Origin of the sequence: Streptomyces sp. WZ.A104 (genome assembly GCF_002382885.1) — a bacterium.
Lineage (GTDB): Bacteria > Actinomycetota > Actinomycetes > Streptomycetales > Streptomycetaceae > Streptomyces.
In genome coordinates, this window is the sequence record NZ_NWVL01000124.1 from 1 (window position 1) to 13,464 (window position 13,464).

Annotated in this window: 8 protein-coding genes; 2 read left to right on the plus strand and 6 right to left on the minus strand. The window is 72.9% G+C overall.

What is annotated here, in order from left to right; genetic code table 11:
• The 4 genes from CIB93_RS35610 to CIB93_RS35625 all read right to left on the minus strand — a co-directional run.
• The coding region (locus CIB93_RS35610) for an AAA family ATPase (RefSeq protein ID WP_107471003.1) at nt 1-3,047 on the minus strand (3,047 nt) is incomplete at its 3' end.
• Nucleotides 3,048-3,188: 141 nt separating this feature from the next.
• Nucleotides 3,189-3,611: a universal stress protein gene (locus CIB93_RS35615; RefSeq protein WP_096632936.1), complete on the minus strand. Its 423-nt coding sequence runs from the start codon at nt 3,609-3,611 to the stop codon at nt 3,189-3,191.
• Between the two features lie 87 nt (nt 3,612-3,698).
• Entirely contained in the window at nt 3,699-4,388 is a 690-nt protein-coding gene (locus CIB93_RS35620; RefSeq protein WP_096632940.1) for an FMN reductase, read from the minus strand.
• Nucleotides 4,389-4,393: 5 nt separating this feature from the next.
• Entirely contained in the window at nt 4,394-5,485 is a 1,092-nt protein-coding gene (locus CIB93_RS35625; RefSeq protein WP_096632937.1) for an LLM class flavin-dependent oxidoreductase, read from the minus strand.
• Nucleotides 5,486-5,628: 143 nt separating this feature from the next.
• Between CIB93_RS35625 and CIB93_RS38330 the strand changes: the two genes are divergently transcribed.
• Together CIB93_RS38330 and trpS are read left to right on the plus strand one after the other, a co-directional pair.
• The gene (locus tag CIB93_RS38330) at nt 5,629-5,778 is read left to right on the plus strand and encodes a DUF6126 family protein (protein ID WP_179500361.1); all 150 of its coding nucleotides are present in this window, start codon (nt 5,629-5,631) and stop codon (nt 5,776-5,778) included.
• A gap of 242 nt (nt 5,779-6,020) precedes the next feature.
• A complete protein-coding gene (trpS, locus tag CIB93_RS35630; RefSeq protein ID WP_096632938.1) occupies nt 6,021-7,097 on the plus strand; it encodes a tryptophan--tRNA ligase in 1,077 nt (358 codons plus the stop codon).
• 123 nt (nt 7,098-7,220) lie between these two features.
• Here trpS and CIB93_RS35635 read toward each other — a convergent pair whose 3' ends face one another.
• A complete protein-coding gene (locus CIB93_RS35635; protein ID WP_096632939.1) occupies nt 7,221-9,224 on the minus strand; it encodes an NAD(P)-binding protein in 2,004 nt (667 codons plus the stop codon).
• 142 nt (nt 9,225-9,366) lie between these two features.
• Nucleotides 9,367-13,410 (minus strand): DNA repair ATPase, encoded by a 4,044-nt coding sequence (locus CIB93_RS35640; protein WP_257002515.1) that lies wholly within the window; start codon nt 13,408-13,410, stop codon nt 9,367-9,369.
• Nucleotides 13,411-13,464: the final 54 nt, after the last annotated feature.

Consider the following 13,464-nt stretch of genomic DNA (forward strand, 5'->3'; position numbering starts at 1 on the left):
TCGAGGGCCATGGGTGCCGTGGGCGCGGTGGGGACGTTGGCGGTGGGGGGTGTGAGGAGGGCGGCGGCCTCGGAGGCCAGGTGGTCGAGGCCCAACTCGGTTGCTTCCCGAGCTACTTCGGTGAGCAGCCGCCGCGACTGCCCGGCGTCGGCCGCGCCGGTGACGCCCGCGCCCGTGCTTTCCCTGCCAGGGCTCCCCGTACCGGCACCTGCCGTGTCCGCGCGGGCGAGCAGGGAGCGGGCCAGGTGAAGTCGGGCGCGTACGGCCCAGGGGCGGGCGCCGAGGCGGTCCGAGGAGGCGGCGGCCTCGGTGAGCGCCGCCACTGCCGCGTCCCGGTCGTCGCGGGCGGCGGCGAGCAGCCCGAGCCAGAGGTCGACGGGGCCGCCGATGTCGCAGCCGTACAGCGAGACGACCCACTGGCCCGTGTAGGGGGTGAGCTCGTCCTCCGCGCGGGCGATGAGGCGGGGGTCGCCGGTGGCCGCGGCCGTCTGGGCGAGGAGCCTGAGCCACAGCGGCATGAACGCCCGCGGGTAGGGAGCGGCGCGTTCCTCGTGCTCGGCGACGAGGCGCAGGCCGGGCGTCGCGTCGCCCTGCTCCACCGCGGTGACGGCCTCCAGCAGCCCGGGATAGGGATACCCGCTGCCCGGAAGCTCGGTGAGGACCTCCTCGGCCTCGGCGAAGTGCCCCTGGAGCAGGTGCAGCGCCCAGTGCAGGTGATGCCCCATGAAGCCGAAGGCCACGTGGTCGTTGCTCTCGGGGTCGAGCGCGTCGTCGTCGAGGGCGGTCGATGCCTCGGCGAACCGGCCCTGCAAGGAGGCGATCAGGCTGCTGTCCACGGCGATGCCCAGGGCGAACCGGGGCAGCTGGGTCCGTTCGGCGAGCCGGACGAACGCGCGGAACTGGTCGAGGAAGGCCGGGTCGCCCAGCTCCAGCAGGGCCACCCACCGCATGGAGGTCGCGTGGAGCTCCATGTCCTGGTGGTGGGTGCGCCGGCCGACGACGGTCATCTCGTCGGTCAGCCCGAGCCGCTCGACCGCCGAGCCGAGGCCCCAGACGGAGTCGTGGCGCGCCCAGAGGGAGAAGGCGAGCGCTTCGTCGTCCGAGCCGCTCCGGGCCAGCGCCATGATGTGGATGGCCAGCTCCTGGGCGAGCCGGTCGTCGGAGAGGCCCTCCTGGCCCTCCTTGCCGGTGATCCTTTGGTGCGCCTCGGCGAGGAGGCTGCCCGTGGAGGCCTCGCGGCCGCCCAGGGCCCCTTCGCGGTAGAGGGTGATCGCCACCCGGGCCAGCAGCTCCGGTTCGTCCAGCTCCCGGGCCAGGGCGACCGCGCGGTCCAGGTGGCGCTGCGCCTCGGTCTCCTGCCCGGCGTGCCGGAGCTGCCCGGCGAGGTCGAGGGAGATGAGCGCGGTACGCCGGTGGTCGGGGCCCGCGTCCGCCGCGTCGGCCTCCGAGCCCGCCGAGCCGCCCTGTGAACCGTCTGCCGTGTCCGCCACCGTGAGGGCGCGGCGGTAGTGGGTGAGGGCCTCCTCGTCGGCGAGCCGCCCCGAGGCGTCCCGGGCGGCGGCCAGGAGCAGGTCGATCCGGCGGTCGCGGTCCAGCTCACCGCCCGCCAGGTGGGCGTGGCGGGCGAGGTCGCCGGGCCGTACCGCCTCGTCGAGGCCGCCGTGGGCGTCCAGGGCCCGTACGGCGTTCGCGTGCCGGCGGCGGGCCTCCGCCTCGCCCAGGGAGGCGTACAGCGTCTCGCGCAGCAGGTCGTGGGCGAAGGCGTACTGCCCGGACGGGCGGGGGGCGACGACCCGGGCGACGACCGCCGACTCCAGCAGCCGGTCCACGTGGGGGACCGGCGATCCGTGCACCACGGCCAGCACCTGGCGGCGGAACTCCCGGCCGAGCACGGCGGCGGCGGTCAGCAGGGAGACGACCGGCTCCGGCAGCAGGGCGAGCCGCTGCCGGACCGCCTCCCGCACGCCGGGCGGGATGGTGGACACGGGGCTCCCGCTGTGCCAGAGCCGGGCGGTCTGCTCGACGAAGAAGGGGTTGCCGCCGGTACGACGGTGGACCTCGTCGACCAGCTCCGGTGTGGGTTCGCGGCCCGTCGTCACGGTCATCAGAGCCCCCACCTCCTCGCGGCCGAGGCCGGTCAGGGTGAGCGTCGCCGAGGCGCGGGAGACCAGCGGCAGGATCAGTGGCTGGAGAGGGTGTCCGGGGGCGTCCACCTCGACGTCACGGTAGGTGCCGACCAGCAGCAGCCGCTCGAACCAGGCGTGCTGGGCGGCGAATTCGAGCAGGCGCAGCGAGGCGGGGTCGGCGCTGTGCAGATCGTCGAGGACGACCACCAGCGGCCGGCTCTGGGAGACCGTGACGAGGGCGGTGGTCACCGCGTCGAACAGTCCGAACGCCTCGATGCCCTCCGCGGCACCCGCACCGAGACCCGTCCCGGGCCCGACGCCCGTCCCGGGCCCGACGCCCGTCCCAGGCCCGAGGCTCGTACCTGGCCCGGGCCCGGGCCCCGCTCCCGTACCGAGTCCCGCGACCTTGCTGATTCCCGCGCCCGCACCGGGTTCCGGGCCGTGTACGCCCGCGGAGCCGGACACCGGACTCTTCTGCGCACCCGCGGAACCGTACGCGGGACTCTCCGCGCCCCCGTGCGCACCGTGTCCGCCATGGGCCTCCGCGCCCCCATGAGCGCTGTGCGGGCCGTGTCCGCCGTGGGCCCCCGCCCCAGGGTCGCCGAGCAGCACACCGAGCCGGCCGTCCGAGGCCTCCTGGGCCGCTGCCCACTCCGCCGCCGTGGCCGACCGGCGCAGGGCGCGCAGCACCTGTACCCAGGGCCAGTAGCCGGGGGTGCTGTCGGAGTCCCAGCACGAACCGCCGACCACCAACGCACCGCGCCGCCGCGCCTCGTGCGCGGCGTCGGTAACGAGGGTGGTCTTGCCGATCCCGGCCTCGCCCGTGACCAGCACGAGACCGCCGTGGCTGTCCGTCGCCCGGGCGATCTCCGAGCGAAGGACGCCTGCGGGGTGGTCGCGCCCGGACAGAGCAGGGGTCATGCCCACACGATAGGAGTACCCACTGACAACGGCTCCCCGTTTAGCCCGGCCCCTGGAAGGCGCCCGGCCCCTGGAAGGCGCCCGGCCTCTGGAAGGTGCCGGCACCCGGGCGGCTGCCGACAGCCGGGCGGTGTCCGGCGGTCAGTCGCGTACCACCGTCACCGGGCATGGAGCGTGCTGGGCGACGGTGAGGCTCACCGAGCCGAGCAGGGCGGCCTTGAAGCCGCTGTAGCCGCGGGCCCCCACCACGAGCAGACGGGCGCCCTTCGCGCGCTCCAGCAGCACCTGCGCCGGGTTGCCGATGACCACGATCTTGCTGACCTCGGCCGCTCCCTCCGCGCCGAGAGCCTCTTCCAGCGCCTCGGTCAGCGAGACGGCGGCCACCGCCTGCGGATCGAAGTCCTCCGGCATGCCCGGCATCATCGAGGCCCAGCTGGTCGCGGGGTACTCCCAGGCGTTCACCGCCTCCACGGTGTCACCGGTCAGCTCGGCCTGGCGTACGGCCCAGTGCACTGCCTTGACCGACTCCTCGGAGCCGTCCACGCCCACGACGATCCTGCCCATGCCTGCCTCCACCTGATTCCGGTCGTTCCGGCTCGGTACAGCGTCTGCCTTCACTGTAGTCAAAACAGAAAACTCGGAAGGTCTGCCTCAGTCCAGTCGTAGGTCCGCGAGCTGCTGCTCGAAGGGGACGACCGCGTCCTCCCCGTCGTACCCCTCCCCGGTGTCCGGGCGTGGTCCGCTTGAGGCTCCGGGGACCGTACGGTCCAGGACCGCCGAGGCCAGCTCGCCGCCCGCGCGCCGGATCCGGGACGGCAGGCCCTCGGTGTACTGGTCACCGGAGGAGCCCCAGTCCTCGGAGGCCGCGTAGACGGACGTCGGTACGGTGACGGCCCGCAGGTAGGCGAAGAGGGGGCGCAGGGCGTGCTCCAGAACCAGCGAGTGCCGGGCCGTACCGCCCGTTGCGGCGATCACGACGGGCTTGCCGGTCAGCGCGGTGTTGTCGATCAGGTCGAAGAAGGACTTGAACAGACCGCTGTACGAGGCGGTGAACACCGGCGTGACGGCGATCAGCCCGTCGGCCTCCGTCACGGCCTCGATCGCCTCCCGCAGCCCGGCCGACGGAAACCCGCTGACCAGATGGTTCGCGATGTCCACGGCGAGGTCGCGCAGCTCGATGACACGGACCTCGACGTTCCGGTCCTGGTCCGCCCGGTCCCGGTCCGCCGTGAGCTGTTCGCGGGTGGCGGCGGCCAGCCGGTCGGCCAGCAGTCGGGTCGAGGACGGCTGGCCCAGCCCGGCCGAGACGGCGACGACGTGCAGGGGTGTGGTGGCGAACATGGAGGTCAAGCCCCCTTTCCCAAGGATCGGGCGGCGGCTGCCGCCGGGTGGACGGGCGCGGTCTCCGGCACCCCGGCCGGCCGCAGGTCGGCGAACTCCTTGCGCAGCACGGGTACGACCTCCTCGCCGAGGAGGTCGAGCTGCTCCAGGACCGTCTTCAGCGGCAGCCCCGCGTGGTCCATCAGGAACAGCTGCCGCTGGTAGTCGCCCACCGCGTCCCGGAACGTCAGCGTCCGCTCGATGACCTCCTGCGGGGAGCCAACGGTCAGCGGGGTCTCGCGGGTGAAGTCCTCCAGGGACGGGCCGTGGCCGTAGACAGGGGCGCTGTCGAAGTAGGGGCGGAACTCCCGTACCGCGTCCTGCGAGTTCCTGCGCATGAACACCTGGCCGCCGAGTCCGACGATGGCCTGTTCGGCGGTTCCATGGCCGTAGTGGGCGTACCGGCGCCTGTAGAGGGACACCATTTTCTTGGTGTGCTCCATGGGCCAGAAGATGTTGTTGTGGAAGAACCCGTCACCGTAATAGGCGGCCTGTTCGGCGATCTCCGGGGAGCGGATGGAGCCGTGCCAGACGAAGGGCGGCACGCCGTCCAGCGGGCGCGGGGTCGCGGTGAAGGACTGGAGCGGCGTACGGAACCTGCCCTCCCAGTCCACGACGTCCTCGCGCCACAGCCGGTGCAGCAGGGCGTAGTTCTCGATGGCCATCGGGATGCCCTGGCGGATGTCCTTGCCGAACCAGGGGTAGACCGGTCCGGTGTTGCCGCGGCCCATCATCAGGTCGACGCGGCCGTCCGCGAGGTGCTGGAGGGTGGCGTAGTCCTCGGCGATCTTCACAGGGTCGTTGGTGGTGATCAGCGTGGTGGAGGTGGACAGGATCAGGTTCTCGGTGCGGGCGGCGATGTAGCCGAGGGTCGTGGTCGGGGAGGACGGGACGAACGGCGGGTTGTGGTGCTCGCCGGTCGCGAAGACGTCCAGGCCGACTTCCTCGGCCTTCTGCGCGATGGCCAGGGTCGCCTTGATCCGCTCGTTCTCGGTCGGCGTCCGGCCGGTGGTCGGGTCGGTGGTGACGTCTCCGACGGTGAAGATCCCGAACTGCATGGCGTCCGCCTTCCTGAGTCCCGGTCGTGGGTCGGGGACCCCGGCCGATTTGGTTGAACGTTGAACTATGGCATGTAACAGGACCCTCGTCCGTCCTATTCCGCTACCGGGGCCCCTTCCGGGCCCGCGCGTACCCTGGAACGGTGAGCGAGCGGGAGAACGACAGCAACGACAACGAGGCATGGAAAGCGCGCGGAGTGTTCCTGCGCGTCTTCATCTACGTCTTCGCGACGCACCTGTTCGCCGGGTTCATCTGGATCCTCTTCCACGTGGGCGAGCACGCGCAGAAATAGACGCGTACGCAGAGGCGGGGTCCGTACACTGGGGGCCATGACCTCCGTCCCGTGCCGAAACTGGTGGCGCTCCCCCTAGGAGCGGCCACAGCATCTGCACGGAACCAGGGCCGTTCGACAAGGACGGCCCTTTTCGCTGCCCTCGTACGGCTCTCCGCCTTCGTACGGCGCGGACACGGACACCAAGCGCACCGGCGGGGCCGTCCTCCACGCATCCACCCACGCGAGGAGAGGCACCCACCATGACGACGACCACCACCACGGCCACCGCACCCGGCACGGCCCCCACCCCCGCCGAGCGCCGCAGCGCCGAGCTGGAACAGCAGCTGGCCCAGGACCCCGCCCCCTTCCGGGTGCTCACCGGCGACCGACCCACCGGCCCCCTCCACCTCGGCCACTACTTCGGCACCCTGCGCAACAGGGTTCGCCTCCAGGACCTCGGCGTGGACGTCTTCGTTCTGATCGCCGACTACCAGGTGCTCACCGACCGGGACACCGCCGAGCGGCTGGGGGAGTACACGGACGGGCTGCTCCTGGACTACCTGGCCCTCGGCATCGACCCCGCCCGGTCCACCGTCTTCAACCACAGCGCCGTCCCCGCGCTCAACCAGCTCCTGCTGCCCTTCCTCAGCCTCGTCTCCGTCGCGGAGCTCGGCCGCAATCCCACGGTCAAGGACGAGATCGCGCACTCCCGGCAGTCGGCGGTCAGCGGGCTGATGTACACCTACCCGGCCCACCAGGCCGCCGACATCCTCTTCTGCAAGGGCAACGTGGTCCCGGTCGGCCAGGACCAGCTGCCCCACCTCGAACTCACCCGGACGATCGCCCGCCGCTTCAACGAGCGGTACGGGCACCTCTTCCCGGAACCGGACGCCCTGCTGTCCGCCGCGCCCCTCCTCCTGGGCACCGACGGCACCAAGATGAGCAAGAGCCGGGCCAACTCCATCCCCCTCGGCGCCACCGCCGACGAGACGGCCCGCCTGATCAGGGGTGCGACCACGGACGCCGACCGGCACATCACCTACGACCCCGACACCCGCCCCGGTGTCTCCTCCCTCGTCCTGCTGGCCGCCCTCTGCCTGGAGCGGGACCCGCACGAGGTCGCGGCGGAGATCGGTGACGGCGGAGCGGCTGCTCTCAAGCGGACGGTGACCGACGCCGTCAACAGCCACCTGGCCCCCTTCCGGGACCGGCGGGCGGAGTACGCGACCGATCCGGCGTACGTACGGTCAGTGCTGCGCGCCGGCAACGAGCGGGCCGACGCTCTCGCGGAAGCCACCCTGGCGGAGGTGCGCGAGGCCATGGGCACGTTCCGGTGATCCGGTAGCGGCCCGCACCGGGACTACAAGCAGGGGGCCCGCGCGGGGACTGCCACGCAGTCCCCGTACAGGGACCACGCCTACGGCCCCTGCGCAGGCACTACCCGCGCAGGGGCCAACGGACTACTGCCTCGGCTGTACCGACCGCTGTCGGCGCAGCAGTTCCGCCAGCCCCCGGCGGGTCGCTGCGATCACGACCCGGTCCTGGGCGCGCAGCACGTACCCGGGGTGCATGTCCCACACCAGCCCGGAGGAGGGCTGCACCGCCTCGCCCTCCGGCGTGTACAGGGGGAGGGCGGCGAGGTCGGGGGCGCGGTCGGCGGGCGGGGTCGCGTCGATGGCCAGGACCCGCCAGGCGCCCGGCCGGAACGCCTCCTCGACCGTGCGGCCCTCCAGCTGCGGGTGTCCCGCGACCTCCAGGGCGGCGAAGAGCATCACCTTGCGCTCGACCGGTACCGCGCCCAGGATCTGGCGGCCCATCATGGCGCCCGCGAACGACGGGGCGGCGAGGTGGGACACCGAGCGGGAGCGGGTGAGGGCCTGGGGGTGCGCGGCGCGCAGGGTGCGGTAGACGGCGGTGGCGAACTCGTCGTCGTACAGCCGCAGCGCCACCCTCAGGTCCGGCTTCACCGATCGCGCGTACAGGGCCGCTTCCAAGTTCGTGGTGTCGATGCTGGTGAGGGCGAGGAGGGCGCGGGCGCGGCGGACCTTGGCCGCTTCGAGGACCCCTTCCTGGGTGACGTCTCCGATCACGGTCGGTACGTGCATGGAACGGGCCAGGGGTATGCCGCGGGCCTCCGGGTCCTCCTCGACGACGACCACCGGAATGTCCAGTTCACGGAGGCGTACGAGAACGCGTGTACCGATCTTGCCGAGCCCCAGCAGCACCACGTGACCCGACAGTCCGCGCGGCGGGCGGCGCAGCGAGGAGGCGGTGCGCAGGGTGCCGAAGGCCTCCAGGACGGCGGCGATCAGCAGCGGGAGCAGGAGGAGCCCGGCGACGCCGGACAGGAGCTGGATGATCTGGCGGGCCGCCGGTGCGTCCTCCGCCGGGTCGTTCATGCCCAGCAGGTCGAGCAGGGTCAGGTAGGTGGAGTGGATCGCGGTGTCCTCGGTGGTCAGGAGCGAGGCGACCACCAGGGCGAGCGCGGCGGCCGCGACGCCGAGGGCCGACCAGCGCAGCCTGCGCGAGAAGACCTGGGAGAGCGGGGCGCCCCTGCCGCCCATCCGGGTCGCGGGGCGGTCCGGGTCGGCCCGGCTGATCGCTTCGAGGACGATCGTGCCCCGGCCGGTCGCGGCGGCCACGGCAGCTTCGTCGGGCAGCAGTCGCGGACCTTCGTCCCCGCTGCTGTCGGAACCTTCCGAACCTGCCGGGTCGTTGGTGGTGGAGGAGAGCAGGGCGAGGGTGCACAGGCCCGGGCCGGCCGTCTCGCCGGGGCGGGACGGGGTGCGTTCGGCGGCGCGCAGGAGCAGGCCCTCGGCCTGGATGACCTTGCTGCTGCCGGTGAGGGCGGTGGCGGCCAGCGCGGGGGCCGCGGTGTCGGCGTCGGAGAGGACGGTGGTGGAGGCGTCCAGTAACGCCGGGTCGATGCCCGGCATGGCGACGGCCGCCGCCTGGTCGAGCAGCTCTTCCAGGTGGAGCCCGAGCTTGCGGTTGTAGAGCCTGATCACCAGCCGCAGACGGGGGTTGAGCCGGCGGGCGGTCAGGGCGGCGCGGATGTTGCGCTCGTCGTCGTCGTAGACGAGCGCGAGGGCGGCCGCCCGGTCGACACCCGCCTCCTCCAGGACGTCGTCGGAGGCTTCGGGCGCCTCCATGATGCGGACGGCCTCGACTCCGGCGTTGGTGTCGCCGCTGCCGCCGCCTGAGCCGTTGCCGTTGCCCGTGCGGCTCATCGCCGCCGACATCCGGCCGAACAGGGCGGCTGCTCGCCCCCGTTGGGTCAGCGGGGTCTCGGGGCTGTTCGCGTCGCGGCCCGGGGGCAGGAGCAGGGTGACCCGCTCCCCGTAGACGTAACGCAGCTCCACCGCGAGCCGCCGCGCCAGGGCGTCGTCCCCACAGACGATCATGTGGCCGGAGGGCGGCGGAGCGGTCGGCGGCTGAGGAGGTGGGGGCACGAAACCCAGCATGCCGTGGTCCTTTCGACTCGGTCGTCCTCGGCCGTTCCCGGTAGTTCCCGGTTGTCCCGGTCGTCCCGGTAGCTCTCTGCGCCGTTCCGCTGACTCCGCCTGCTCAGGCCTGCTGCTCAGGCCTGCTGCTCAGTCTTCCTGATCAGTGTGGACTCCTGGTGATCTTCGCACGGTGATTCGGGGAGGCGGGCTGGTCGTTCACCGGGCCCGCCAGCAGATGCCGGGGGTCCGCCGCCCGCTGGATCGCGGTCTCCACCGCCGCGATCCGGTCCGCGAGCAGTCCGAGCGCCGCCACGGCCCGGGTCATCGGGTCGCCGTCGGGGCCGCCGAGTGCCTGCGTACGGACGTAGGAGGCGGTGATCGCTGCCCACCGCTCGGCCTGTTCGGCGGTGAGCGTTCCGCGCAGGGCGGCCACTTTGAGGAGGTTCGCCTCGGCGCCGGTGGTGAGCGTCTGGGCCTCGCCCGCGTAGTGGTCGTCGATGACGGCGGACAGCTCGGCGTCGTTCATGACGGGGACGATCCGCTCCGCGATCTTGTTCATGTTGCGGTACGAGCCCTGGAGCCGGAACGGCGGCTCGGTGCGCGTGGCGTCCGTCTGCGCGGCCGAGGCGATGTACGCCGCGTTCACCGCGAGGACGGTCTCCCGGGCGGTGAGCAGATGGCGCAGCACGGCCAGGATGCCGTCCAACTCGGCAGCGCTGTAAGGGTGTTCCAGGTGATCCGCCCGCGCCGTCGGGTCGCTGCCGCCCGCCAGCCGCACCAGCAGCGCCAGGTCGTCCCGGGAGCGGGCGGCCAGCGGGGCGAGGACGGGGTTGGCGGTCAGCGCGTTCTCCACGAAGCTCAGCGCGAAGACGTCCTCGCGGCCGCTGAGCACCTCGCCGAGGTTCCACACGTCGGCCCGGTTGGCCAGCATGTCGGGGATGCGGAACTGCTCGCCGGACTCCGTGTACGGGTTGCCCGCCATGCACACCGCGAACCGCTTGCCCCGCAGGTCGTAGCTGCGCGGCTCGCCGTCCCGTACGCCCTCGATGCGGCGTGTGGCGTCGCACAGCGGGATGAACTTCTGGAGCAGTTCGGGAGAGGTGTGCTGGATGTCGTCGAGGTAGAGGAGTGTGTTGTTGCCCGCCTCAAGCGCGAAGTTGATCTTCTCGATCTCCTGACGGGCGGTGGCGCTCGGCGCCTGGGCGGGGTCGAGGGAGGTGACGCCGTGGCCCAGGTTCGGGCCGCTGATCTTGACGAGGACCATCCCGAGCCGGTCCGCGACGTACTCCATCAGCGTCGTCTTGCCGTAGCCCGGCGGCGAGACGAGCAGCAGCAGCCCCTGCGAGTCGGTGCGCCGGTCGGCGTCGGCGGTGCCGAGCTGCTTGGCCAGGCTGTCGCCGATCAGCGGCAGGTAGACCTCGTCGAGCAGCCGGTTGCGGACGAACGCCGACATCACGCGCGGCCGGTGGTCGTCCAGCCGCAGCCGCCCGCGCTCGGCGGCCACCAGGGAGGTGCGAAGCCGCTGGTACGTGCGGTAGCCGGGTACGGTGTCGGTGCGGAACTCGGCGGTCCGGGCCAGGAGTTCGTCGATCCGTACGGTGAGGGTGCCGCCCGCGATGCGCGGGTGGTCACCCAGGAGGCCCTCCACCCGCTCCGTGAGCGGCGCGTCGCACGCGTACCGCTCCAGCTCCGGGCAGAGCTCCACCGCCACGGCTTCCGCCAGGTCGCCGTCCCCGAACCCGGCGTCGGTGGCCTCCGCGTACGGGGCGAGCCAGCCCTCCACGAGCTGGCGGCGGGCGGCCAGGTCGTCGCCCAGGGCCGCCAGGTCCTCCGCGTACACGTCGGGACCGGCCGCCCGGTGGAACCCGTCGAGGAACGCCCGGCTCGCGGCGGACCGGACGAACCCGGCGGGACCGCTCGTCAGCTCCTCGAAGAGGTACGCGGCGACGGCCCCGGGCCGCGCCCCGCCGGACGCGGCGGGGGAGTCCGCGATCGCCGCCGCCCACTCCTCCTGGAGCGCGGCGATGGCCGGGGCCAGGCCGAAGGTGTCGCGGGCGCGGGCCAGCGAGACCGCCCGCCGCGTCCAGGTCGTGCGGTGCTCCGCGTCCACGCCGTACGCCCAGAACAGCTGGGCGGTCGCGCGCACGGCAGGCTGGTGGCGCAGCAGCCCCGCGCCCCCGTGCAGGCGCAGCAGCGCGCCCAGGATCGCGGTGGCGTCCTCGTCGTGGACACCCCGCGTGTACCCCTCGTCATACGCCTCGGCGGCCGACTCCCGCACCAGACGAGCCAGTTCGGTGCCGTCGAGCGACGCGAGGTGCCCGGCCCCGTGCTCGTCGAGCAGCCGGGCGGCCAGGTGCTCGGCTCGGTAGACGGAGGTGTTCTCCGAGGGGAGCAGCTGTTCCCAGTACGGGCGGGTCGCGGCGAACGCCGGGTCGGCGACCGGGGCCCGGTAGTCCGTCCCGGTCAGCGCGAAGGCGAGGCTCTCGCCGGCAGGCACCAGCGTCAGGTCGAAGGGCTGGGTGTTCACCGCGAACCGGTGGCGGCCCAGCTTGATCACGGAACCGCCGTCCGCGTACAGCTCGGTGCGGTCGCGCAGGGCGCGGCCCGCCTCCTGGCGGGCCGCCTTCAGCCGCCCGTCCAGCTCCTCCGCCCGTACGGGGTCGCCCAGTTCACGCAGTTCTCCGGCGGTCCGGCGGACCTTGGCGACCATCGGGTCGGAGGCGAAGTAGGTGTGGACGGCGTCGAGGTCGGCCAGCGCGGCCACCCGCCGGGCGATGGTGTCCAGCACGCGTTCCGCCGACCCGGCCAGCCGCTCGGCGCGCCGCGCCCGCTCGTCCTGGAGGGTCTGCTTGCGCGCCGAGAACGCCTCGTACACCTCGGTGCGGCGCTCGGCCAGCTCCGCGAGGAAGTCGTCGAACTCCGCGAACCGCGACTCCAGGTTCTCCAACTGGAGTAGCAGGCGCGCCAGTTGGTCATCGCATGTCTCAGGGGTGTCGGCGGCGGCCAGCGCCCCCGTCACCGCCTGCCCGAGCAGCGCGAACTCGGCGGCGAACTCGGCCCGCCCCTCCTTCGACAGCAGCTCCCGGCGGCGCGCGTCCAGCGTGGCACGGGCCCGGTTGGCCCCGCCCAGCACCTCCGCGATCCGCTCCAGGATCGACGTGCGCACGGTGGCGTCGCCGATCTCCAGACCGGCCACCACGTCCGTGACGGTGGCCAGCCCCTCCGTCATCGCGGACAGCCGGTCCGTCACCGCCGAGGCGTCCCGGACGGTCTCCAGCGCCCCCGCGTCCTCGACGAGCCCCGCGATGTCCTCGTGGTACCCGTCGAACGCGTCCTCGCGGGCCAGGAACGACACGGCCCGCTGGGCGGCCGACGCGATGTCGTCCTCGGTCCGGGCCGACAGCTCCGCGATCCGTTCGGCATCGGCGTACCGCATCTCGCCGATCGTCGACAGATGCCCGTGCGCCTGACGGAGTTCGGTCAGCCGCTCCACCCACGCGGCCGCGGACCCCGGTGCCTCGCCGCGCACCCGCCGCACCAGCGCGGTGATGCGTGCGGCGGTCTCCTCCAGCGCGTCGGCGGCCCGCCGGGTCAGCTCCTGTACGGCGGTGAACTCGGCCAGTACCTGCTGGGCCGTGGTCCGAAGATCCGCCAATGGAGCTCCGAGCGCGCCCAGTTCGGGGTCGGAGAGCCAGTGGTAGCGGTCCTGGGCGCGGGCGCAGTCGGCGGCGAGCTGCCCGTACACGGCGGTCGTCGGCGTCATGTCCCGTACGCCGTGGGCGAGCGCGAGGCAGTCGGAGATGCCGCGCACCAGGTCGGCGTTGCCGGTCCGGGCGAGCGGACCGGTCCCGGCGGGCCGGGACGCGGCGTAGGTGTCGGAGACGTACGGGGTCTGCCAGCGCTGCAAGGGGTGGACTCGCGCCGGACCGTCCGGGTTGTCCCGGAGCAGGATCAGCGTGCCGTCGTCGAGGAGCGCGTGCCCGCGCCCGGTGAGCGGGGTGGCGACCTCCTGGCGGATCAGGTTGTAGGGGAGGAGGAGGCTGCGCAGGCCGTCGCGGGAACGGAAGGCGTAGAGCACGTCCTCGCCGTTGGGCGAGCGGACCGCGCCCTCGAAGACCGGATCGGTCAGCTCCTCGGCGGTGTCGAAGAGGCCACTTTGAGAGTCGTGCTTGAATCCACCTGTCCCCAGCGTACGGGGAAGCAAGGAGAGCAAGAGTGGCAAGGGTCCTGGGCGTCGTCCGCCTGTCGAGGGTGACGG